At 72.6% G+C, this 21,485-nt stretch carries 22 protein-coding genes and 9 pseudogenes; 21 read left to right on the top strand and 10 right to left on the bottom strand.

The window, feature by feature from the left end; translation table 11 throughout:
* Window positions 1-36: 36 nt before the first annotated feature.
* The gene (locus tag ACQ86J_RS17680) at window positions 37-531 is read right to left on the bottom strand and encodes a hypothetical protein (protein WP_431272114.1); all 495 of its coding nucleotides are present in this window, start codon (window positions 529-531) and stop codon (window positions 37-39) included.
* Window positions 532-883: 352 nt separating this feature from the next.
* Here ACQ86J_RS17680 and ACQ86J_RS17675 point away from each other — a divergent pair.
* The 11 genes and pseudogenes from ACQ86J_RS17675 to ACQ86J_RS17625 all read left to right on the top strand — a co-directional run.
* Window positions 884-1,252: pseudogene (locus ACQ86J_RS17675) on the top strand (tripartite tricarboxylate transporter substrate-binding protein); the annotation flags it as partial.
* 16 nt (window positions 1,253-1,268) lie between these two features.
* Window positions 1,269-1,421: pseudogene (locus tag ACQ86J_RS17670) on the top strand (hypothetical protein); the annotation flags it as partial.
* A 103-nt stretch (window positions 1,422-1,524) separates the two neighbouring features.
* Entirely contained in the window at window positions 1,525-1,938 is a 414-nt protein-coding gene (locus ACQ86J_RS17665) for a tripartite tricarboxylate transporter substrate-binding protein (protein WP_431272113.1), read from the top strand.
* The gene (locus ACQ86J_RS17660; protein ID WP_431272112.1) at window positions 1,920-2,690 is read left to right on the top strand and encodes an enoyl-CoA hydratase/isomerase family protein; all 771 of its coding nucleotides are present in this window, start codon (window positions 1,920-1,922) and stop codon (window positions 2,688-2,690) included. Before ACQ86J_RS17665 ends, ACQ86J_RS17660 begins: the two co-directional genes overlap by 19 nt.
* A gap of 3 nt (window positions 2,691-2,693) precedes the next feature.
* A pseudogene (locus ACQ86J_RS17655) lies at window positions 2,694-3,035 on the top strand (Bug family tripartite tricarboxylate transporter substrate binding protein); the annotation flags it as partial.
* Between the two features lie 64 nt (window positions 3,036-3,099).
* Window positions 3,100-3,639, top strand: coding sequence for a tripartite tricarboxylate transporter substrate-binding protein (locus tag ACQ86J_RS17650; protein WP_431272111.1), 540 nt, complete (start codon window positions 3,100-3,102; stop codon window positions 3,637-3,639).
* A gap of 8 nt (window positions 3,640-3,647) precedes the next feature.
* Complete coding sequence (locus ACQ86J_RS17645) at window positions 3,648-4,472, top strand: acyl-CoA dehydrogenase family protein (protein ID WP_431272110.1); 825 nt, start codon at window positions 3,648-3,650, stop codon at window positions 4,470-4,472.
* Entirely contained in the window at window positions 4,361-4,828 is a 468-nt protein-coding gene (locus ACQ86J_RS17640) for an acyl-CoA dehydrogenase family protein (RefSeq protein ID WP_431272443.1), read from the top strand. Before ACQ86J_RS17645 ends, ACQ86J_RS17640 begins: the two co-directional genes overlap by 112 nt.
* Window positions 4,829-4,833: 5 nt before the next feature.
* On the top strand, window positions 4,834-5,781 hold the full coding sequence (locus ACQ86J_RS17635; RefSeq protein ID WP_431272109.1) for an acyl-CoA dehydrogenase family protein: 948 nt from the start codon (window positions 4,834-4,836) through the stop codon (window positions 5,779-5,781).
* A 72-nt stretch (window positions 5,782-5,853) separates the two neighbouring features.
* Window positions 5,854-6,294 (top strand): hypothetical protein, encoded by a 441-nt coding sequence (locus ACQ86J_RS17630; RefSeq protein ID WP_431272843.1) that lies wholly within the window; start codon window positions 5,854-5,856, stop codon window positions 6,292-6,294.
* Window positions 6,291-6,416 (top strand): annotated as a pseudogene (locus ACQ86J_RS17625) (MBL fold metallo-hydrolase); the annotation flags it as partial. The gene ACQ86J_RS17630 and the pseudogene ACQ86J_RS17625, both read left to right, overlap by 4 nt.
* Here the strand turns inward: ACQ86J_RS17625 and ACQ86J_RS17620 are convergent.
* Complete coding sequence (locus ACQ86J_RS17620; protein WP_431272842.1) at window positions 6,397-6,717, bottom strand: hypothetical protein; 321 nt, start codon at window positions 6,715-6,717, stop codon at window positions 6,397-6,399. The pseudogene ACQ86J_RS17625 and the gene ACQ86J_RS17620 sit on opposite strands and share 20 nt — an antisense overlap.
* A gap of 68 nt (window positions 6,718-6,785) precedes the next feature.
* Between ACQ86J_RS17620 and ACQ86J_RS17615 the strand changes: the two genes are divergently transcribed.
* Both ACQ86J_RS17615 and ACQ86J_RS17610 read left to right on the top strand, forming a co-directional pair.
* On the top strand, window positions 6,786-7,214 hold the full coding sequence (locus ACQ86J_RS17615; protein WP_431272442.1) for an alkyl sulfatase dimerization domain-containing protein: 429 nt from the start codon (window positions 6,786-6,788) through the stop codon (window positions 7,212-7,214).
* Complete coding sequence (locus tag ACQ86J_RS17610) at window positions 7,211-7,756, top strand: alkyl sulfatase C-terminal domain-containing protein (RefSeq protein ID WP_431272108.1); 546 nt, start codon at window positions 7,211-7,213, stop codon at window positions 7,754-7,756. The genes ACQ86J_RS17615 and ACQ86J_RS17610 overlap by 4 nt, the downstream gene beginning before the upstream one ends.
* On the opposite strand, the gene ACQ86J_RS17605 is transcribed toward ACQ86J_RS17610, so the two are convergent.
* From ACQ86J_RS17605 to ACQ86J_RS17590, 4 genes and pseudogenes are all read right to left on the bottom strand, one after another.
* The gene (locus ACQ86J_RS17605; protein ID WP_431272107.1) at window positions 7,743-8,513 is read right to left on the bottom strand and encodes an SDR family NAD(P)-dependent oxidoreductase; all 771 of its coding nucleotides are present in this window, start codon (window positions 8,511-8,513) and stop codon (window positions 7,743-7,745) included. The two genes, ACQ86J_RS17610 and ACQ86J_RS17605, sit on opposite strands and share 14 nt — an antisense overlap.
* Window positions 8,510-10,204 (bottom strand): acetate--CoA ligase family protein, encoded by a 1,695-nt coding sequence (locus tag ACQ86J_RS17600; RefSeq protein WP_431272106.1) that lies wholly within the window; start codon window positions 10,202-10,204, stop codon window positions 8,510-8,512. Before ACQ86J_RS17600 ends, ACQ86J_RS17605 begins: the two co-directional genes overlap by 4 nt.
* 79 nt (window positions 10,205-10,283) lie before the next feature.
* Window positions 10,284-10,643 (bottom strand): annotated as a pseudogene (locus ACQ86J_RS17595) (CoA-binding protein); the annotation flags it as partial.
* A 90-nt stretch (window positions 10,644-10,733) separates the two neighbouring features.
* Window positions 10,734-11,348 carry a TetR/AcrR family transcriptional regulator gene (locus ACQ86J_RS17590; RefSeq protein ID WP_431272105.1) on the bottom strand — a complete coding sequence of 205 codons (615 nt, stop codon included), beginning with the start codon at window positions 11,346-11,348 and terminating at the stop codon, window positions 10,734-10,736.
* Between the two features lie 212 nt (window positions 11,349-11,560).
* Here ACQ86J_RS17590 and ACQ86J_RS17585 point away from each other — a divergent pair.
* Window positions 11,561-12,121: pseudogene (locus ACQ86J_RS17585) on the top strand (SMP-30/gluconolactonase/LRE family protein); the annotation flags it as partial.
* 153 nt (window positions 12,122-12,274) lie between these two features.
* Here the strand turns inward: ACQ86J_RS17585 and ACQ86J_RS17580 are convergent.
* On the bottom strand, window positions 12,275-13,003 hold the full coding sequence (locus tag ACQ86J_RS17580) for a substrate binding domain-containing protein (RefSeq protein ID WP_431272441.1): 729 nt from the start codon (window positions 13,001-13,003) through the stop codon (window positions 12,275-12,277).
* Window positions 13,004-13,052: 49 nt separating this feature from the next.
* Window positions 13,053-13,163: pseudogene (locus ACQ86J_RS17575) on the bottom strand (helix-turn-helix domain-containing protein); the annotation flags it as partial.
* Window positions 13,164-13,179: 16 nt separating this feature from the next.
* Here ACQ86J_RS17575 and ACQ86J_RS17570 point away from each other — a divergent pair.
* From ACQ86J_RS17570 to ACQ86J_RS17550, 5 genes and pseudogenes are all read left to right on the top strand, one after another.
* The gene (locus ACQ86J_RS17570) at window positions 13,180-14,352 is read left to right on the top strand and encodes an LLM class flavin-dependent oxidoreductase (protein WP_431272440.1); all 1,173 of its coding nucleotides are present in this window, start codon (window positions 13,180-13,182) and stop codon (window positions 14,350-14,352) included.
* Between the two features lie 28 nt (window positions 14,353-14,380).
* Window positions 14,381-15,355, top strand: a complete 975-nt coding sequence (locus ACQ86J_RS17565; RefSeq protein ID WP_431272104.1) for a Bug family tripartite tricarboxylate transporter substrate binding protein — start codon at window positions 14,381-14,383, stop codon at window positions 15,353-15,355.
* A 33-nt stretch (window positions 15,356-15,388) separates the two neighbouring features.
* A complete protein-coding gene (locus tag ACQ86J_RS17560; RefSeq protein WP_431272103.1) occupies window positions 15,389-15,535 on the top strand; it encodes a hypothetical protein in 147 nt (48 codons plus the stop codon).
* Window positions 15,536-15,953: 418 nt separating this feature from the next.
* Window positions 15,954-16,181 (top strand): hypothetical protein, encoded by a 228-nt coding sequence (locus tag ACQ86J_RS17555; RefSeq protein ID WP_431272102.1) that lies wholly within the window; start codon window positions 15,954-15,956, stop codon window positions 16,179-16,181.
* 7 nt (window positions 16,182-16,188) lie between these two features.
* A pseudogene (locus ACQ86J_RS17550) lies at window positions 16,189-18,798 on the top strand (AsmA family protein); the annotation flags it as partial.
* Between the two features lie 1,059 nt (window positions 18,799-19,857).
* Here ACQ86J_RS17550 and ACQ86J_RS17545 read toward each other — a convergent pair.
* The gene (locus tag ACQ86J_RS17545; RefSeq protein ID WP_431272101.1) at window positions 19,858-20,235 is read right to left on the bottom strand and encodes a histidine triad nucleotide-binding protein; all 378 of its coding nucleotides are present in this window, start codon (window positions 20,233-20,235) and stop codon (window positions 19,858-19,860) included.
* A 141-nt stretch (window positions 20,236-20,376) separates the two neighbouring features.
* Between ACQ86J_RS17545 and ACQ86J_RS17540 the strand changes: the two genes are divergently transcribed.
* On the top strand, window positions 20,377-20,604 hold the full coding sequence (locus ACQ86J_RS17540) for a hypothetical protein (RefSeq protein ID WP_431272100.1): 228 nt from the start codon (window positions 20,377-20,379) through the stop codon (window positions 20,602-20,604).
* Between the two features lie 87 nt (window positions 20,605-20,691).
* Window positions 20,692-20,976 carry an Ig-like domain-containing protein gene (locus ACQ86J_RS17535; protein ID WP_431272099.1) on the top strand — a complete coding sequence of 95 codons (285 nt, stop codon included), beginning with the start codon at window positions 20,692-20,694 and terminating at the stop codon, window positions 20,974-20,976.
* A gap of 108 nt (window positions 20,977-21,084) precedes the next feature.
* On the opposite strand, the pseudogene ACQ86J_RS17530 reads toward ACQ86J_RS17535, so the two are convergent.
* A pseudogene (locus tag ACQ86J_RS17530) lies at window positions 21,085-21,467 on the bottom strand (phosphoribosyl-ATP diphosphatase).
* Between the last annotated feature and the right edge of the window lie 18 nt (window positions 21,468-21,485).

The following is a 21,485-nucleotide window of genomic DNA, read 5'->3' as shown; positions in this document are numbered from 1 at the left end:
ATGCACCGGGCAACCCGCCGGTCAGGCCTCGGGCGGTCAGGCGGCCTGTGGCGCCGTGCCATAGGGCACGCCACTGGCCCAGGCTGCGACATAGTCGGTGATCGACAGGGTCCAGCTGTTGCGCATGGTCTCGTCGAAATACTCGAACAAGATGCCGTCCGGCGCGGTCATGGACAGCAGCACGGTGCCGCCGGACTCTCCCCCGCATTCCAGGTGCGGCAGGGCGTCCGGGCTGGCCAGGGCATAGTCGCCCGCCTTGCGGGCGATGGCCTTGGCCGTGCCGTCCGGCTGCAACTCGACCAGGTGCTGCTCGCCATCGAGCACCAGGGTGAGGGTCGAGGCCACATGGCGATGCCGCCGGCAATGGCCGCGGCCGGGCGCGTAGCGCAACAGCATGTCCAGCCGGCCGAGGGCGAGGTCGTAGCCGAGCAGGCTGTACTCGAAGTCGATCCGGTAGGCCGTCACCGACGGATCGGTGACGCGGCGCCATTCGACGGAGCGCGCATCGAAGCTGGGGGAGAGCGATGGCATGGACGGCCTCGTGTTTCCAACGTCGAACCGACGCTAGCAAGGTCCGGCGGCACCGCAAGCGTGCCGGGAGCCTGGCCTTGCGGCAGGATCCAGAGTCGCGCGTGATCTGCGTCCTTTGAATGGCGAACTGCAGTGTCCCCGTTGGGAACAAGTCAGCGTCCCGCTTTCGGCCGGTTGCGCGAGAGCCAGCGGAATCGCCGTAGGCCGCTGACATCGAGATAGGTCCGACCCGGCCGCCGGTTCGCCTGCGTTGCCGCCTGTACCGGATGGCGCGCCCGGGGCGACACCCGCGCGCAGGTCACTTGCCTGCCTCGGATCCGGGCGATAGGCTCCAGCTGACCGATCGGTCAGGATGTGGGAGCGACCGCAGCGCGTGACGGGAACGCCGAAGCGAGCGAGGAGATGGACCCATGCCAAGCGCCGCCTGCTAGGGGCGGTGCTCGGGTGCCCGGCCGTGCTCACCTCAGTCGTTCGCGCCGAGCCTGATTGGCCGAGCCGGCCCTTGCGCCTCGTCGTGCCCTTCGCCCCGGGCGGCGGCGCCGGCGCCACGGCGCGCTTCGTCGCCCAGGAACTGGCCGAGGCGCTTGGCCAGCCTGTCGCGGTGGACAACAGGGGCGGCGGCGGTGGCACGCTGGGAGCCATGGCGGCGCTGACGGCGCCGGCGGACGGCTACACCCTGTTCCACGCGACGCCGGCGCCGCTGGCGACCAACCCGCTGCTGATGCCGGCGCTGCCCTATGACGCCGGGCGCGACTTCGCCCCGGTCAGCCTGCTGGCGCGCGGCCTATGCGCTGGTGGTGCATCCGGCGGTGCCGGCCGGCAGCCTCGCCGAGCTCCTCGCGCTGCCCCGGGCGCAGCCGGTGCGGCTGGCCTTCTCGAGCGCCGGCATCGGCGCCTGCAGCCACCTGACCGGCGAGCTGCTGCGGATCGAGGCCGGCATCGACCTGGCGTATCTGACCCTATCGCGGCACCGGGCCCTCGGGGCAGGACGTGGTGGCCGGCCAGGTGTCGATGACGATCGACAGCCTCAGCGTGCTGATCCCGCTGGTGCGCGCCGGGCGGCTGCGCGCCCTCGGCGTCACCACGCGGCAGCGCCTGGCCGGGCTGCCCGCGGTGCCGGCGATCGCCGAGACGATGCCCGGCTTCGAGGTGACGGTGACGAATGGCCTGATGGTGCGCAGCGGCACGCCCAAGGCCATCGTCCACCGGCTCAGCCAGGCGGTGGTGCGGATCATGGCGAGCCGCGGCGCGGCGCTTCGCCCGCACCGGCACGCGGCCGGAAGGCAGCACGCCGGCCGCGCTGGGCGCCGTGCTGGAGGAGGAACGCCGAACCTGGCGCGGCGTGATCGCCCGCGCCGGCATCCGGCTGGAATGAAGGGGAGGACGACATGGCCGAGGAGACGGTGACGCTGGAGGTCAGGGATTACGTGGCGGTCGCCACGCTGAACCGCCCGCCGGTGAATGCGGTGAACTGGGCGATGCGCGACCGCATCATCGAGATCATGGACCAGGCGACCGACCGCGACGACATCCGCGTGGTGCTGCTGACCGCGCAGGGCAGCGTCTTCTGCGCCGGTGCCGACCTGAAGCAGCGGCCCGATCCCGGCAAGCACGGCGAATACTGGTGGCACAACCGGCTGACGCGGGAGACCGGCAACAGCATCAAGGAATGCGCCAAGCCGGTGATCGCCGCGGTGAACGGCGCGGCGCTCGGCGCCGGCTTCGGCCTGGCCGCCGCCTGCGACTTCATGCTGGCCAGCGAGAACGCGGTCTTCGGCATGCCGGAGATCAATGTCGGCCTGGCCGGCGGCGCGGCCATGCTGTCGCGGCTCTTCCCGGCGCCCAAGGTGCGGCGGATGATGTTCACCGGCCAGCGGCTGCCGGCCAGCGAGCTGTACCGGCTGGGCCTGCTGGAAGCCTGCGTGCCGCAGGAGAAGCTGTTCGAGGAAGCCTATGCGCTGGCCGTCGAGGTGGCGTCCAAGGCGCCGCTCGGCATCAAATACGCCAAGCTGAGCTGCAACATGGTCGAGCTGATGCCGGCCAAGGACGCCTACCGCTTCGAGCAGAATTTCACCTACGAGCTCAGCAAGACCGAGGACGCGGCCGAGGCCCGCCGCGCCACGCTGGAAAAGCGCCCGCCGGTCTACAAGGGCCGCTGAGCGATGCGGCGGCGGAGCCTGCTGGGCGTGCTCGCCGCGCTGCCGGCGCGGGCGCAGCCCGCCTGGCCGCAGCGCGGCGTCGAGGTGGTGGTGCCCTATGCCGCCGGCGGGCCGACCGACCGCTATGCCCGCGCCTTCGCGCCGCGGCTGGCCGAGCTCTGGGGCCAGCCGGCGGTGGTGGCGAACAAGCCCGGCGGCGCCACCGCCATCGGCACCGCGGCGGTGGCGCATGCGGCGCCGGACGGCCACACCCTGCTGCTGGCCAGCTTCGGCATCGTCACCAACCCGCTGATGCTGCGCAACCTGCCCTACGAGCCCGCCGACCTCGCGCCGCTCTGCCGCTTCGCGCTCGGCGGGGCGGTGCTGTACCTGCATCCTTCGGTGCCGGCCCGCACGGTGCCGGAGGCTGGTGGCCTGGGCCAAGGCCCATCCGGGGATGCTGCGCTTCGGCTCCTCCGGCATGGGCTCCTCGCCGCATATCTCGGCCGAGCTGTTCGCCTGGGCGACCGGCATCGAGATGCTGCACACGCCCTATCGCGGCAGCGCGCCGGCGCTGACCGACCTGCTGGCCGGCCATGTCAACGCGCTGTTCGACAGCGCCACCACCATGCGCTTCGCCCGCGAAGGCCGGCTGCGGGCGCTGGCGATCTGCCAGCCGCGGCGCAACGCCACGGCGCCGGAGGTGCCGACCATGGCGGAGCAGGGCCTGCCGCAGGTGGAGGCGCGCACCTTCTACGGCTTCTTCTGCCCGGCCGCGGTGCCGGCGCCGCTGCAGGACCGCATCGCCGGCGACCTGCGCGGCGTCGCCGCGGCCGAGCCGATCCAGCGCGCCATCACCGATGACGGGCTGGAGGCCATGGCCGAGACGCCGGCCGAGTTCGCCGCCTACCTGGCCGGGCAGCACGCGCTGTGGAGCCGCGTGGTGCGCGAGCGGAACCTTTCCCTGTGACGAGGCCGATGATGGACGAGACCGCCGAGCTGGCCGCCTTCCGCGCCGAGGTGCGCGACTTCGCCCTGACCCGCTGCCCGCCGGAGATCCGCGCGGTGGTCGCCGCCAACGGCAAGCTCGGCCGCAAGCAATGGGCGCCGTGGCAGCGGATCCTGCACGTGCATGGCTGGGGCGCGCCGAGCTGGCCGAAGGAGCATGGCGGCACCGGCTGGGACCAGCGCCGGCGCCACATCTTCGACGAGGTGCTGGCCGAATGCGACTGCCCGCCGCAATACCACCACGGGCTGCGGCATCTCGGCCCGGTGCTGATCGCCTTCGGCACGGAGGAGCAGAAGGCGCGCTTCCTGCCGGGCATCCTGAGCGGCGAGGACTGGTGGTGCCAGGGCTATTCGGAACCCGGCGCCGGCTCGGACCTCGCCTCGCTCAAGACGCGCGCGGTGCGCGAGGGCGACGCGTATGTCGTCACCGGGCAGAAGCTCTGGACCAGCCACGCGCACGAGTCCGACTGGATGTACACGCTGGTGCGCACCAATGCAGAGGTGAAACGGCAGGAGGGGATCACCCTGCTGCTCATCCCGCTCGACTCGCCAGGCATCCGCGTGCGCGAGGTCCGCACCATCGACGGCTGGCACCACGTGAATGAGGTGTTCCTGGATGGGGTGCGGGTGCCGGTGGCGAACCGCATCGGCGAGGAGAACAAGGGCTGGACCTATGGCAATTCCTGCTCGACCGGGAGCGGCTCGGTGGCGCCAATGTCGCGCCCGCCTTCCGCTTCCTCGATCGTTGCCGCGCGCTGGTGGCGCGCGAACTGGCCGGGCCGGCGAACACGCTGAAGCGCGAGCAGCTGGAATACCGCCTGCTGCTGGCCGAGGCCGAGCTGCGCGGCGCGCGGGAGCTGGGGAAGGCAGCGGTCGATGCGGTCATGGCCGGGGAGCCGCTCGGGCTGATGCCCTCCGAGCTGAAATTGTCCACTGCCGATACGGTGCAGCGCATCGGCGCCATCGCGCTGGATGCGGTGGGGGAGCGCGTCGCCGCGCGCTTCCGCCCGGTCGATGCCTCCGGCCCCAATGCCGCGGCGGAGGACATCGAATGGGTGCAGAACTACATGTACCTGCGGGCCAAGACCATCTTCGGCGGCTCCAACGAGGTGCAGAAGAACGTCGTCGCCAAGCAGCTGTTCGGGAGCTGAGCGCCATGCCCTTCGACCCCAGGCCGATGCTGCCCGGCGACACCTATGATGCCGCTCGCCGCTTCGCCGAGGCCTCGGCAGCGACGCTTGCGCCGCTGCACGAGCCTGCGGCGCGCGCGGCGGGACTGGCGACGCAATGGGCGGCGCTGCTGGAGCTCGGCTGGCCCGGGATGCTGGTGCCGGAGGAGCAGGGCGGCGCCGGCGGCACGCTGCTCGACCTGGCGGCGCTGGCGGAAGGTGCCGGCAGCGCGGCGCTGGCGCTGCCGCTCGCGGCGGTCTGCGGGGTGGCGCCGACGCTGCTGGCGGGGCAGGACGCGCTGCTGGCCGAACTGGCGGCCGGGCGGCTGCAACCCTGCGTCGTGCTGGCCGCTGGCTTCACCGCCGAGGCCGGCCGGGTGAGCGGCCGCGCGCCGGGCGTGGAGACGCCGCCCCGGCCGACCCACGCGCTGCTTGCGGTGGAGGACGCGCTCTACCTGCTGGATCTCGGCGCCGCCGGCATCGGCTTCACCCGGCATGAGCGGATCGATGGGCGGCTCACCCTTGACCTCGAAGTGCAGGGCGCGCCGGCGCGGTTGCTGGCCGCCGATGCTGGCGCGTCGATCGCCCGCGCCCGCGACCTCGGCGCGCTGCTGAGCTGCGTCGAGGCGGTGGCGGCGATGGGCACGCTGATCCGGCAGACCATCGACTACCTGCTGCAACGCCAGCAATTCGGCACGGCGCTGGCCAGCTTCCAGGCGCTGCGGCACCGGGTGGCGGAGATGTACGTCGTCTGGCGCAACCTGACCGGCCTGGTGCAGGCGGCGCTGCGGGAGCCAGGCTCGGAGAACATCGCCTTCGCCAAGCTGCGGCTCGGCGAGGCCGGGCGCTTCGTCGCCGAGCAGGCGATCCAGGTGCATGGCGGCATGGGCATGACCGAGGATTGCCGGCGACGCGGCTGGCGCGGCGCATCCTGATGGCGGAATCGAATGGGGCGATCGCCATGTGCAGGCCGGCCGCCTGCTCGCGGCGGCATAGGAGGACCGGCCATGCCCAGCGCAGCGAAGCCCGCCACCGCCGCCACCGCCGCCGCCAATCAGGCGGTGCTGGCGGAACTGCCCTTCCACGATACCGCCGACTTCGCCGAGGCCTGGCGCGGCCATGTCGCGCCATTGCCGGAGGGCGTCGTGCGCGGCAAGGCCGGCCGGCTGGTCTGGGACCTCGGCGAGTACCGCTTCCTCGAAGCCGAGCAGGCACCGCCCGAGGTGAATCCGAGCCTCTGGCGGCTGGCGCGGCTGAACATGGCGAACGGATTGTTCGAGGTCTGCCCCGGCGTCTACCAGATCCGCGGCCTCGACCTCGCCAACATGACCATCGTCGAGGGCGAACGCGGCGTCATCGTCATCGATGCGCTGACCAATGCCGAGGCCGCCGCCACCGGGCTCGCGCTCTATCGCGCGCATCGCGGCAAAGGCCGGTCAGCGCGCTGATCTACACCCACAGCCATGCCGACCATTTCGGCGGCGCCTTCGGCGTCGCCAGCCTGGACGAGGTACGCGCGGGGCAGGTGCCGGTGATCGCGCCGGATGGCTTCATGGAGGAGCTGGGCGCGGAATCCGTCCTTGCCGGCATTCCGATGGCGCGGCGGGCGAGATTTCCAGTTCGGCGGGGCGCTGCATCGCGGCGTGCGCGGCCAGGTCGATGCCGGGCTCGGCAAGCGCATGGGCCTCGCGGTCTCGACCCTGCTGCCGCCGACCGACCTGATCGTCGAGCCGGTGGAGAGCCGGACGATCGACGGCGTCGAGCTGGTCTTCCAGATGGCGCCGCAGACCGAGGCGCCGGCCGAGATGCATATCTGGCTGCCGCAGCATCGCGTGCTGAACATGGCGGAGAACACCACCCGCCACCTGCACATCTCATCCCGCTGCGCGGCGCCCAGGCACGCGACACAAGGGTCTGGTCGAACGCCATCGCCACCAGCATGGCGCTGTTCGGCGACCAGGCGGAGATCCTGGTTGCGCAGCATCATTGGCCAATTTGGGGGCAGGAGAAGCTGCTCGGCTATCTCGGCCGCCAGCGCGATCTCTACAAGCATATCCACGACCAGGCGCTGCGGCTGGCGGCTCACGGGCTGCGGCCCGCGGAAATCGCGGAGCGCCTGCGGCTGCCCGACAGCCTGGCGCAGGACTGGGCCTGCCGTGGCTACTACGGCACGGTCAGCCACAATGCCAAGGCGGTCTACCAGCGCTACCTCAGCTGGTACGACGGCAACCCGGCCAACCTCGACCCGTTGCCGCCGAGCGAGGCGGCGCGCAAGCTGGTGGAGTATCTCGGCCCGCTGGATGCGGTGATGGCGCGCGCTCGGGAGGACTTCGCCCGTGGCGAATACCGCTGGGTGGCAGCTGGATGAACCAGCTGGTCTTCGCCGACCCGGACAATGCCGCGGCACGCGAGCTTTGCGCCGATGCGCATGAGCAACTGGGCTACCAAGCGGAGAGCGCCACCTGGCGCAACGCCTACCTGCTGGCGGCGCAGGAACTGCGCGGCGGCATCGGCGGCAGCCGCGCGGTCGGCTTTCTCCGCCCCGACATGCTGCCGGCGCTGTCCACCGAGGTGGTCTTCGACTGGCTCGGCGTACGGCTGAAGGCGGAGCAGGCGGGCGGGCTGCACTGGCGGATCGACTGGCATTTCACCGACCGCGGCGAGGTGGTGGCGCAGAACCTCGAGAACGCGACGCTGACACAGCGGCTCGGCACCGTCTCCGCCGCGCCGGATGCGCGGGTGACGACGACGCGCGCGGCCTTCGACCGGCTGGTGGGGGGCAGCGCCGGCTTCGAGGCCCTGCTGGCGGAAGGCGCCGCCAGGGTGGAGGGCGATGCCACGCTTCCGGCAAGGCTCTTCGCGTTGCTGGACGTCTTCGAGACGATCTTCCCCGTCGTCACCCCGCGTTGAGGCTCGTGCTGGTGATCCCGCCATCGACCACCAGCACCTGCCCGGTGACGAAGCCGGCTTGGCCGGAGGCGAGGAAGCCGATGGCGCGGGCGATGTCCTCCACCGCGCCGAGCCGGCCGAGCGGCGTGCGGGCGACGCGACGCGCATCGCGTTCGGCGTTGCGGTTGCGTTGCGTGCCCTCGGTCGGGATCGCGGACGGCGCGATGGCATTGACCCTGATGCCACGCGGGCCAAGCTCGGCCGCCGCGGCGCGGGTGATGCCGGTGACACCCGCCTTGATGCCGCAATAGACCAGGCCGTTCTGCAGCCCCTGCACCGCCGCCGTGGAGGCGATGTTGACGATGCTGCCGCCCTGCTCGCCCATTGCCTCGGCCGCCGCCTGGATGCCCCAGATCACCGCCTTGAAGCCGACATCGAGCATGCGGTCCATCGTCTCCGGCGCGATGTCCGGCACTGCCTGGTAGCGCACCCAGGCGGCGTTGTTCACCAGGATGTCGAGCCGCCCGGCCTGTTCGGCGAGCCCCAGCACGGCGGCACGCATGCCGTCCCGCGTGCTGATGTTCTGCGTCACGCCGATCGCCCGGCCGCCGGCGGCCTCGATCTCGGCCACCACCCGCTCCACGAATTCCGGCTTCAGGTCGTTGACGCCGACGGTCGCGCCCATGGCGGCCAGGTGCAGCGCCGCGGCGCGGCCGATGCCGTTGCCGGCGCCGGTCACCAGCGCGACGCGCCCGGCCAGCGAAAACACCTCGGTCATGGCCGTTGCTCCCGCGGGATGATGAGGGCGTCGAGCGCCACCGCGCCCTGCCCCTCGGGGCGGACCAGCAGCGGGTTGATGTCGTCCTCGGCGACCGTCGCCGCCTGCTGCGCGGCGAAGCGCGACAGCGCCGCCACCGCCCGCGCCGCCGCGGCGATGTCCGCCTTCGGCCGGCCGCGCGCCCCGTCGAGCACCGGGAAGGCCTTCAGGCTGCGCAGCATGTCCAGCGCCTCGGCCTCCTCGACAGGCGCCGGACGGATCGCCACGTCCTGCATGATCTCGGCGAAGATGCCGCCAAGGCCGACCAGCACCACCGGGCCGAAGACCGGGTCGCGCTTGCTGCCGAGGATGAGCTCGACGCCGCCACGCAGCATGGGCGAGACCAGCGCGCCCTCGATCCGCGCATCCGGCGCGGCCACGCGGACGCGGGCGAGCATGGCGTCGCGCGCCGCCGCCACGGCATCGGCATCGGCCAGGTCCAGCACCACGCCGCCGACCTCGGTCTTGTGCGGCAGGTCGGGCGAGACGATCTTCAGCACCACCGGGAAGCCGAGTTCCGCCGCGGCGGCCGCGGCCTCCCCGCATCCCGCACCACGCGTTCCGGCAGCACCGGCACGCCGGCCTCGGCCAGGGCCCGCTTCGCCGCGGCCTCGGTGCGCAGCGCGGCGCCCTCGAGCGGCGCGGCCGGCGGCAGCGCCACCGCCGGCTGCAGGGGCGTGCGGCGTGCCTCGGCCAGGGCGCAGAGCCCGGCCAGGGCCGCGGTGCTGGCATCGACGCCATCGACCACCGGCATGCCGAGCGCGGTGAGCTCGGCCACCGCATCGGCCGGGCCATGCACCGAGAGCATCAGCAGCTTCTCCGGATGCTTCTCCCGCATCGCCTTGAGCGCCGGCATGAAGACGCCGCGCAGCCGAGGCACGTAGAGCGAGGCGGCGAGTTGCAGCAGCAGCGCATCGCCGATTCGGGTCGTCCAGTATGGCGGCCAGGATCTCCACCAGTACCTCGGGCCGCGCGCCCATCTGCGCCGTGGCGTCCACCGGGTTGCGCGGCGAGGCGAAGGGCACGACGGAGAGGATGCGCCGCTGCGTCGCCGGCTCCGGCGCCGGCAACTCCAATCCAACGGCCGTCGCGGCATCGGCCAGCAGCACGCCGAAGCCGCCCGAGGCGGTCAGCAGCATGGTGCGGCGGCCGCGCGGCAGCGCCTCGCCGCAGACCGCCGCCGCATGGCCGAGGTCGAGCAGCGCCTCCACGCTGCGGACGCGCACCGCGCCGGTGCGGGCGAAGACCGCGTCGAAGACCGCGTCATTGCCGGCCAGTGCCCCGGTATGGGAGGCCGCGGCGGCCTGGCCGGCCGCGGTCGCGCCGATCTTGAGCACCACCACCGGCTTGCCGGCTTCCCGTGCCAGCTCCAGCGCGCGGACCAGGCGCGGCGCGTCGCGGCAGGTCTCCAGCACCGCCAGCACCACCTTGGTCGCTTCGTCCTGCGCCAGCCAGGCGATGGCATCGGCGATGTCGACGTCGCATTCGTTGCCGGTGGTCAGGAAGCGGCTGACGCCGATGCCGCGCTCCCGCGCCAGCAGCATGGTGTAGCTGCCGAGATTGCCGCTCTGCGAGGCGATGCCGAGCGGGCCGGCCGGCGGCAGGGCGCCCTCCAGCACGATCGAGAAGGTGGCGATGCTGCGCTCCGCCACGCTGACCGCACCGAGGCAATCTCGGCCCGAGGATGCGCATGCCGGTGCGCGCCGCGATGGCGCCGAGCGCCGCCTGCGCCGCCTCGCCCTCCGCCCCGAGCTCGGCAAAGCCGGAGGAGAAGACGACGGCGGCGCGGGCGCCGCGCGCCGCGCAATCCTCGAGCGCCGTCGCGGCGTGCTCGGCGGCGACGGCGATGATCGCCAGGTCGGGCGCCTCCGGCAGCGCGGCGGCCGAGGCGAAGGCTGGCAGGCCCTGCACCTCGGCGGCGCGCGGGTTGACCGGCCAGATCGCGCCGGGGAAGCCGAAGCGTTGCAGCAGCTGCACCGGCCGGCCACCGATCTTGGTGGCGTCCTGCGAGGCGCCGATGATGGCGATGGAGCGCGGCCGGAGGATGGCGTCCAAGCCGGCCCCCGGTGCCGCCCTGCCTGCGGTGACCATGGCGCGTCCTCCTGCTTCCGTCGCGTCGCCTGACCGATCGGTCAGGGGCAGCCTATCCTCCCGCGGCGGCGGCCGGCAAGCCCGCCCGGCTCAGCGCTTCAGGCCGTGGAAGATCATGTCGAAATAGGCCTCGGCGACCTCGGGCGCCGGCATGCCCTGGTCCGGCTTGTGCCAGCGATGCATCCAGTTGAGCGCCGAGAGCACCAGGCGGCCGGCCAGCGGCACGTCCAGCGGGCGGATCTCGCCCGCCTCGATCGCCTCCTCGATCAGCCGCCGGATCAGCCCCTCGTAGCGGTCGCGCCAGAGCATGCGCTCGGTCTGCCGGCGCTGCTGCGGGTCGTTCCAGAAGGCAGTGGTGGAGGCGATCCAGGCCCAGCGGTAGCGCTGGAAATACTCGCCCGTCGCCGCCATGAAGGCGCGGATGCGCGCGGAGGGCGCGGCGCCCTCGGGCAGCCGTGCCTCGACGAATTGCACGAGTTCGCGGGTCGAGCCGAGGGTGATCCGGGCGAAGATCTCGTCCTTGTCGGCAAAATGGTGGTAGAGCAGCGACTTCGAGATGTTGCAGGCCAGCGCGATGTCGCGCATCGAGGTGCCGTCATAGCCCGTCGTGGCGAAGAGCCGGGCCGAGGTGGAGAGGATCTGCAGCACGCGCTCGGTCGCCTCGCCGCCCTCCACCTCCGGCGGCATCGCCTGCCTCTCCGCCATCGCGTCATCCCTTCGTTGACCGGTCGGTCAGGGTCCGGCTATTCCGGGCCGGAGGCGAATGATGGCGCAGGCGATCGACCGCATCGGCGATACCACAGACCGGCTGGGCGAGAGCCCGGTCTGGAGCGTGCGGGAGCAATGCCTCTACTGGGTCGATCTCGCTGGCAGGCACTCTGCACCGGCTGGAGCTTGCGACCGGCCGGCGGCGGGACATGGCGGTGCCGGCGCCGGTCGGCAGCTTCGGGCTCGGCGCGGATGGCGGCCTCGTGCTGGCGCTGGCCGATGGCTTCCACCGCTACGACCCGGCGACCGGCGCCACCGCGCTGCTGGGGCGGCTGCCGGTGGCGCATCCGGATATCCGCCTGAATGACGGCAAGGTGGACCGGCAGGGCCGCTTCCTCGCCGGCAGCATGCACATGAACCTGGCGGAGGGCGCGGCGCCGCAGGGCGCGCTCTACCGGCTGGAGGCGGGTGCGACGATCACCAGATTGGCGGCCGGGATCACCACGGCGAATGGGCCCTGCTTCAGCCCGGATGGCGCGACGCTCTATCTGGCCGACAGCCCGCGGCGGATGATCTGGCGCTTCGACTACCACGACGGGGCGGTGCGCGGCCAGGCGCCCTTCATCGATCTCGCACCGCTCGGCACCGCGCCGGACGGCGCCACCGTCGATGCCGCGGGGCATCTCTGGGTGGCGCTGGTGCGCAGCGGCGAGATCGGCCGCTTCGATCGGGCGGGCCGGCTGGTGCAGCGCATCCGCCTGCCGGTGCGGCACCCGACCAGCGTCAATTTCGGCGGGCCGCGGCTCGACCTGCTGTTCGTCACCTCGCTCTCGGCCAGCCATCGGCTGCACGATCTCTGCCGGCGGCGGGCGGGCTCTTCGCCATCGGCGGGCTCGATGCGCAGGGCATCGCCGAGCCGTTGGTCAGCCGCTGACCACGCCCGGCAGGGCCTCCACGAGGAAGTCGAGGAAGGCGCGGGTCTTGGCCGGCAGCAGGCCGGCCTGGCGGAAGACCGCGTAGATGCCCTGGTCGGATTCCAGATTGGTCACCTGCCAGCCCGGCAGCAGCCGGACCAGCCGGCCGGCGGCAAGCGCGTCGCGCACGGTGTAGTCGTCGAGCAGCGCGATGCCATGGCCGGCCAGGGCGAGCTCGCGCAGCACCTCGCCATTGTTGGCGGTGAGCCGGGCGGCGATGCGGAGCTCCTGCAGCGCCCCGGCGGCGAGGAAGCGCCACGTCACCTCGTCCGGCCCGAGCCAATAGGCGAGGCAATGCTGCGCCAGCAGGTCGTCCGGCCGGCGCACCGGAGGGTGCGCCGCGAGGTAGCCGGGACTGGCGACCAGGATGCGCTCGCTGCGCAGCAGCAGGCGCTGCATCAACGGCCCGGCGGGCGGCGCGCCGATGCGAAGCTCGATGTCGATCTCGTCCTCGGCGAAGCGGGCGGGGCGCTCGGCCAGGCGAAGCTCGACGCGAAGCTCGGGGTAGCGGGCCTGGAAGGCCGGCAGCAGGGGTGACCACCCGCAGGCCGAACATGGTGCGGGAATGCAGCCGCACCGTGCCGACCGGGGTGGCCTGCAGCGCCGCGGCGGCGGCCTCGGCGGCGGCGATGTCCTGCAGGATCGGCTCCAGCCGGGCGAGGTATTCCCGCCCGGCATCGGTCAGGACCAGGCTGCGGCTGCTGCGGTTCAGCAACTGGGTGCCGAGCGCGGCCTCGAGCGCGGCGACCTGGCGGGAGACCGAGGCAGGGGACAGCCCGGCGCGGCGGCCGGCAGCGGAGAAGCTGCCTTCCCGCACGGCGGCCGCGAAGAGCTCCATCGCCTGCAGGCGCCGCATGGCCCGCCTTTACGAAAAATGCAAAGATACCTCTCGCTTATACCCCATTGTTGCACGGAATGCCGAGCCGCTAGCCTCCTGCCTTCGGGAAGGGAATGAGGCCATGGGATTCGGCATCTTCATCCTCATGCAGCAGCGTGGCTACCACCAGAGCTCGGCCGAGGTGCTGGATTGCGCGGTGGAGCAAACCGTGCTGGCCGACCAGGCCGGCTTCGACAATGCCTGGTATGCCGAGCACCATTTCTCCAACTACGGCCTCGGTGCCTCGCCGCTGATGATGGTGGCGCATATGGCCGGGCTGACGAGGCGCATCCGCCTCGGCACCGGGGTCTGCATCCTGCCGATGTACAGCCCGGCGCGGCTGCTCTCCGAGATCGGCTTCGCCGACACGCTGAGCAAGGGCCGGCTCGATCTCGGGGTCGGCTCCGGCTACCAGAAATTCGAGTTCGACCGCTTCGGCGTCGACATCGCCGAGGCGCCGGCAATCTTCCACGAGTTCCTCGATATTCTGAAGCTGGGCCTGACCGAGCGTGCCTTCAGCTATGACGGCAGGCATCTGCGGATGCCGCTGACCTCGATCAGCATGCGGCCGCTGCAGACGCCGATGCCGCCGATCTGGATCACCTCGGGCAATGCGCAGACCCAGGCGCGGGCGATCCGCGAGGGGCACAACCTGTTCGTCACCGCGCTGCTGAACGGGCGGCAGCGGCTGCAGGAGATCCGCAACCAGCTCGCCGGCGTGGCCCAGGCCGAGGGCCGCAGCATCGACGACTGCCGCTTCGCCATGCTGCGCTGCGCCTATGCCAGCGACAACGCGGCGGAGATCGACAGCTACCTCGACAGTGCGCGCTACTCGCGCCGCATCTCGGAAGCGCTGAAATACCGCCGGGCGCAATCCGACGACGGCTTCCTGGTGCGCGAGGAGCCGAGCCCCAACGACCTCAGCTTCGAGCAGATGCGGGCCAACCTGCCGGTCGGCAGCGTGAACCGGGTTGTGGACAAGATGCTGGAGGAGATCGGCATCCTGAAGCCCAAGCACATCGCGATCCAGACCCAGATCGGCGATTTCGACCACCGCACGATGATGCGGCAGATCGAGCTCTGGGGCAGCCGCATCATCCCCGATATCCAGAAGGCGCTCGGGGTGGCGGCGCCGCGCGCCGCGGCTTAGCGTCGCGCCACGGCAGGGGAGGAAGGGCATGCAACACCCGATCGGACGCCGTGCGCTCGGTGGTTTTGCGGCGACAGGCCTGCTGGCGTCCCGGGCCGGGGCGCAGGAGGCCTGGCCAGCGCGGCCGATCCGGCTGGTGGTGGCCTTCACCGCCGGCAGCGAGCCCGACATCCTGGCCCGCGCGCTGGCGCCGGTGCTGCAGGCGCAATTGGGCCAGCCCGTGGTGGTGGACAACCGCATCGGCGCTGCCAGCGTAGTGGCGGCGGAACATGTCTCCCAGCAGAAGCCGGATGGCTACACCCTGCTGCTGACCTCCTCCTCGACCTTCTGCGTCACGCCGCATCTGTTCGCCAACCTGCCGTTCCGGGTCGAGCAGTTCCAGCCATTGACCCTGCTGATGCGCGGCCAGCTCGCGCTGTTCTGCGACCCCAAGCTGCCAGTGCGCACGGTGGGCGAGCTGGTTGCCTATGCCCGCGCCCTGCCGCAACCGATGCCCTATGCGGCCAATGTCGGGCTGGTTGCGCACCTGTCCGGCGAGCGGCTGAAGCAGGCGACCGGCATCGAGCTGCTCGACGTCTCCTATCGCGGCACCCCGGCGGCGCAGCAGATGATGATGCGCGGCGACGTGGCGATGACCTTCGACGGCGTCGCCTCCTATGTCGGCCTGGTGCGCAACGGCGACATCCGGGCGCTGGCGGTGACCGGGGACCACCGCATCGCCGCGCTGCCGGATGTGCCGACCTTCGCCGAAGCCGGCTTCCCCGACATCGCGCAGCCCTACTGGTACGGGCTGTTCGCGCCGGCCGGAGTGCCGGATCCGGCGGTGCGCAAGGTCGTGGCGGCGACGCATGTGGCGCTGTCCGAAGCCCGGCTGGGCGACCAGATGGTGGCACAGGGCGCCGAGCTGCGCGGCAACCAGCCGGCCGAGTTCAGTGCCATGGTCGCTGCCGAGCGGGGGCGTTGGGGCGAGCTGATCCGCAGCATCGGCCTGCGTCTGGGATAGGGCGCGGCGCTGGACCACGCCCGCGAGCGCAGTGTGCTGGTCACCTGGAAGCTCGACCGGCTCGGCCTCGCCCCGTCGAACCCGGTCGAGGCCGTGCCGGCTCTGGGGCGGTGCGGGATCGGGGGCCGCCTGCTGACCCAGGCGGCCGACACCCTTCGTCGTGTCACCCGTTGCAGGTGACGGCGTCCGGGGTTTCCGCTGAATCCCATCCCTGTGCCGGGCGTGCATTTCCCGACGGGCAAGGGCCGCTTGGCCGCCGACGCGGTTTCTGACCCGGAAGCCATCGCGTACAGATCCAAGGTGCTGCGTCAGGAATATCGGGTGTGGTCATCGACCGGTCCAAGGGCCGCCGCGCGTCGTGGCGCGCGTTGCTGGGTGACACGCTTGGACCGGGGGTGGCGCCCCTCCTGCCGGGCTGCGCCATCCGGCCGCGGCCTGCCGACATGCCGGTCAACCGATCGGGTGACGCGCGCGCCCTCGGCCTGGCCAGGGAGCGTTGCCGGATCCTCACGCCGGAAGGTCGGGTCGGGATCGACCCGGAGATCCTGGCCCCCTCGCGTGCAGGCGTCCGGCGCTCGGCCTGCCGGAGCTCGCGCAGGTGCCCGATCCGAACCTGCTCGCCGTCCCCGGCGGGAGCGGGAACGGTGCCTTCGGCTCCGGGCTGCTGAACGGCTGGACGCCGCACGGCAGGTGGCCGGCCTTCGACCTGGCGACCGACATCTCCATCGGCGCGCTGACCGCGCCCTTCGCCCATTGCCGCTCCGGCTGGAACGACGCGCTGGCCGACACCGCGCCGCTTTTCAGCACCGTCGCGCGATACGCTTGACGAGACGATGCTCGTCGCCATCGCGCAGGGCTACCGCGGGGGCCGCCTGCTGCCGATCGTCACCGCGGATATCGACGCGCAGCCGCCGGTCGTCTGGACCATCGGCGCGATCCCCGGCAGCGGCCATCTGTGCGCGCTCGACGGCGTGCCGCGCCAGGAGATGCATGCGGACGGCGGCACCGTGATGCAGGCCTTTACCTTGTCCCATGGCGGCGACCAGCGCCCGGCGCGCCGCCGTCGTGCGGCGCCAGCGAACCCAGCCGGCCTGGGCCCGCCCGATCCGCAACGTGCGGCTCGATTCCGAATGGGGCCAGCCTGGACCCGCCGCGGCCTCAGCAACGCCGCCCGCGCCGTCTCGGGCATGCTCGCGGCCAGCGGCTTCGACGATGCCGTCGCGCTCCGTTTCCTCGCCCGGCGCGACGGCGTGGACGACGACCTCGCCCATCTCGGCTCCGGCTTCACGAAGCAGCTCGACCGGCCCTTCGAGCCGGGCTTCGTGCGGGCGCCCTACGACGATGGCCAACACCTGGCACGGCGGGGCTTCGCATGGGCGAAGACGCCGCCGCTCCGACCCGGCCCGCCGCGGATCGCTGCCGCCATGAGGCGCCGGACGCGTCTCCTCCTCGTTGCCGTGGCCGCCCTGCCGCTCCTCGCGGCCGGCCTGATCGCGGCGCTGCAGGCCGCCATCGCGCAGGGGCGTCTCACCGCCGCGGTGGACGCGGCGCTGGAGCGCGTGGTCGGGCGCCCGGTCACGCATGGCAGCCTCTCCCTCCGGCTCGGGCTGCGGCCGCGGATCGCGCTGGCGGATGCGTCGATCGGCAACATCGCGGGCGGCTCGGCGCCGGAATTCGCGCGCATCGGCCGGCTCGAGGTGACGCTCGCCCTGTTGCCGCTGCTCGAACGCCGCGTGGAGATCCATGGCCTGCTGCTGGCCGACGCGGATCTCCTGCTCGAGCGCAACGCGGCGGGAGTGGCGAGCTGGAGCTTCGGGGGGCGGCACGGAGGCGGCCGGTCCGGGGCTCAGCATCGCGGCATTGAGGATCGACTCCTCCCGCATCCACCTGCCCGGCGCGGCGGTGGACCGGATCGAGATCGAGTCGCTGAGCGTCGCACGCGACGCCCCGGACGCCCCCCTCGCCCTCGACGGGCGCTTCCGCCTGAATGGAGAGGCGCTGTCCGTCGCGGCGAGCCTGGGTGCGGAGACGAAAGCGCGCAGCCGCTCACGGCGGAGGTGACGGGCGCGGGGCTGCGGCTCGGCCTGCGCGGGCGCTGGCCGCGCAGCCCCGGTCAGCCGGCCTGGTCGCTGGCCCTGGACGCGCGGGCGGAGCCGGGGGCGATGGCGCGGCTGGCGCGCAGCCTCTTCCAGCGCGACCTGCCGCTGGCCCCCGGGCCGGTCAAGGTCACGGCGCAGCTCGGCCCCGGCAGCCCCATCCCGGCTGTGTCGGACCTCGTCGTCCGCATCGGCACGACGGAGGCTGGCGCCCTCCTGGCGGGCCTGCGGCTGACGCGGGCGGAGTTGCGCGCGGCCAGCCTGGAGGAGCCGGTCGCCGTCTCGGCGAAGGGCCGCCGGAACGGCGCGGAGCTCGGACTCGCCCTGGCGCTGCCGCCGCTGCACCGCCTGCTCGATGCGTCGGTGGCGTCCTGGCCGGTGGAGGCCACCCTCACCGCCGGTCCGTCACAGCTGGTGCTGGCCGGCAGCGTGCCGCGCGACGGGCAGATCGGCGCGACGCCCTTCGAGGCGCGGCTGGCGATACCGGAGCTGGCGCGGCTCGGGCCGGTCGTCGGCGCCGCCCTGCCGCGCCTCACCGGCCTCGCCGCGACGGCGCGGCTGACCGGCCTGGGCACGCCGGAGCTGCAATTGGCGGCGCTGTCGGTGACGTCGCGCGAGCTGGAGGCGCAGGGCAAGCTCGCCATCGGGGCCGCGCCCCGCCCGAGCCTGCGCGGCCGGCTGGCGATGCGCCGGCTTGACCTCGACGCGCTGGGCGGTGCCGCGCCAAGCCGCGCGGGCCGGCCGGCGCAGCGGCTGATCCCGGCGGCGGCGCTGCCGGTGGATGCGCTGCGCGCCCTGGACGCCGCGCTGACCCTGTCCGCCGCGACCATTCGCGCCGGGGGCGTGACCTGGCGCGACGCGGCCGCCACGGTGGCCTTGGCGAATGGGCGGCTCGCGCTCGATCCGCTCGTCGCCACCTTGCCCGGCGGCATGCTGGCCGGGCGGCTCACCCTGGACGCGGCGGCGCCGACGCCGGTGGCGGCCCTGCGGCTCGAGAGCCGCGGCCGCGGGCTGGACCTCGCCGCTCTCCGCCGCGCCTTCGGCACCCCTGCCGGCCTCGAGGGGCAGGCCGAGCTCGTCCTCGACCTGCGCGGGCAGGGCGCGACCCTGCCGGCCCTGGCTGCGACGGCTTCGGGCGAGGCCGGGTTCGCCATGGTCGGCGGCCGCTTCCGCGGCGGCAGCGCCCTGTCCATCGGGCCGGACCTGGTGCGCGCCCTGCTGCCGCGCGGCGCGCCTTCCGGCGGCCTGGAGTTCCGCTGCGTGGCCTTGCGCCTGTCGGCGGAGGCCGGCCTCGCGCAGAGCACGGCGCTGCTGGTGGAGGGCGAGTTCGGCCGGATCGAGGGCAGCATGGCGCTCAACCTGCGCGATGAGACGGTCGCAGCGCGGCTGCTGCCCGACATCCGGGTGTTGGGGCTTGCCATGCGCACGCCGGTGACGGTCGGCGGCAGCCTGGCATCGCCGCGCACCGGGGTGGAGCCCGGCGCGGCGCTGGCGCAGGTGATGGGGGACACGATCGCCAACCGGCTCTGGCGGAGCAGCACCGCGGAGTTCCTCCGCGGTGCCACCGGCAGCGCCCCGCTTGAGGGCGATTGTGGAAGCGCGCTGGCGCTTGCCCGCCTGGGCCGCGCCGGACCGGTGCCGGAGGCCACCCCGGTCCCGATCCCCTGGTCCCGCGCGAGGTCCAGGACATCGCGCAGGAGGTCGTGCGCGGCTTCGGTGGATTGCTGGGCGGCCGGCGGCGTTAGACCGGATCGCGTGCCTGTTCGGGCAGGTTCACTCATCCGGGCGTTTATGCCCTCGCGACGCTGCGCAGCAAAGCCGATCCTCTTGCGGAGGAAGGTAGCATCCGAGCCCTTCTCCAGGAGCGCGCGGAGGGCAATCCCGTCCTCGGCCACCGTGGTCGTTCCGAGGTTCGGGGTGCAGCTCGCGGCAACCCGGCCCTGCCCAGGATCACCGCGATGGCCGTCCAGACCCGGGCTGGCCTCCTGCGCTACCACAAGGGGCACGACCAGAAGCCGCGCGGCGGACGATTCTCAACCTTGCGGCCGGGCCGCCAACGTGGCGGCGTCATGTCGCATGCCCGGCGGCATGGGCGCGCTCAGGCCAGGGAGAGGGCAATCCCCGCCGGACCCGCGATGACTGGTTTGGCCTGATAAGCGTGGCGGCCTGCTTCCTATCCGAGCGCGGCCGCTCCAGACGAGCACAGCAGCCTTGCGGGCCAGGCTTGTTAACTGCCTGGGCGCGCTCTGACCGCTCTGCCGCCTAAGCTATTGTTGACTGATCGCAATTCCGCAGGGCCGCCCATGGGATTTGGGTTGCCTTGCCATTTCCTTGTTTAGGATCACGCCGTTACCGGTTTTGGACGTCAGGGACACTCACTGGCGCAGTGACAAGTCCGTTGTCGTCTCAGAGGGGGACCATGCGGCCGACCCGGCGGCCGCCGAAGAGGTGAACGTGGAAATGCGGCACTTCCTGGCCCCCGTCCTGGCCCATGTTGGACAGGATGCGGTAGCCCGTCGCCTCCAGCCCCTGCGCCTTCGCGACCGCCGAGACCATGCGCCAGAAGCCAGCGATCGCGGCATCCTCCGCGCCGGCGTGGAAGTCGGCGGCGCTGACCCAGCGGCCCTTCGGGATCACCAGCACATGCACCGGCGTCTGCGGCGCGATGTCGTGGAAGGCGAGGGCGTAGTCGTCTTCCGCCACCCGCTTGCAGGGGATCTCGCCGCGCAGGATGCGGGCGAAGATGTTGCTGTCATCGTAGGGCGGCAGGCCGGTGACGGACATGGCGTGGGATCCCTTGCTCGCTTCCCCCAGGCTCTTGGCCGCGCGCGGCCCGGCCATCAAGCCCCGGCTTGCGTCCCCCATAGACGCGGCCTTCCGCCAATTCTTCGTCGAAACAGAAACAATGCAACCTTGGATTGATGCTTGAATCGCAACAGGACCTGCGCAGCCCTTTCGCCGGAGGCGACACCATCGACGGCGGCATCGGCAGCGACCGAGCCGGTCATCACCGTCAGCGGCCACCAGCCTGATGCCGCGGTGGAGGCGGAGTTCGGCAGGCTGGCCGGCTTCCTGGCCGCCGCCACGCCCGCCGCCCGTTTCACCTCCGATCTCTTGCGCCTCGACGGCACGGGAAGTCCTTCGCCGAGATGATCCACGGCCCGGAGGCCGTGGCCGACAGCTTCGACGGGACCGAGGACGCGACCCTCCTGATGGACGCCGCGCATGGGCTGCCGGCCAATGACAGCAGCGCCCGCCGGCGGCCCGAAGGTCGCGGCCGGCATCTTCGCCACCGCGCTGGGCGGCAGTGTCTCGGTGGCCGCGGATGGCAGCTTCACCTGCATCCCCAAGGCGGGTGCCAATGGCCAGGACAGCTTCGCCTGTACCATCACCGATGCCATCGGCCGCAGCGCGACGTCGACGGCCAGCCGCAGCATCGCGGCGGTGGCCGGCAACGCGGTGATCGGCGGCACCAGCACCGGCGCGGTGGCCGAGGATGGCACCCTCACCGCCTCCGGCCGCTGACCATCACCGATCCCGGGACGGTCGGCCAGGCGGCGCGGGGCAAGCTTCTCCCACCCGGCGCCGGCCGGTCCGGCACCGGCCACAACCCTGGGCGCGGCCCGCCGGCCTTCAGGGCAGCTTCGTCGTCCGCGCCGCCCGCACGATGCCCTTCGGCCGCGCCGCCTTCTCGGCGATGCCGCTGATGCCTTCCCGCCGGCGCAGCTCGGCCCAGACCTCCTCCGGCCGGATGCCGGCATCCACCCAGACCACCAGCAGGTGGTAGAGCACGTCGGCGCTCTCGAGGATGGTCTCGGCGCGGTGGCCCTGCACCGCCTCGATCACGCATTCCACCGCTTCCTCGCCCAGCTTCTGGGCGACCTTGCAGCGGTGCCGCGCGCCATCAGCCGCGCGGAATGGCTGGTCTCCACGTCGCCCGCTTCGCGGCGGCTCTCGATCGTCCGCCAGAGCCGGTCGAGCACCGTGGCGTCGCCACCCGCCACCGCCAGGTCCAGCGGCCGGAGGTGCCGTGA

Origin of the sequence: Dankookia sp. P2 (genome assembly GCF_050632255.1) — a bacterium.
Taxonomy (GTDB): domain Bacteria; phylum Pseudomonadota; class Alphaproteobacteria; order Acetobacterales; family Acetobacteraceae; genus Paracraurococcus.
This window is presented reverse-complemented; position numbering and strand designations above follow the sequence as displayed.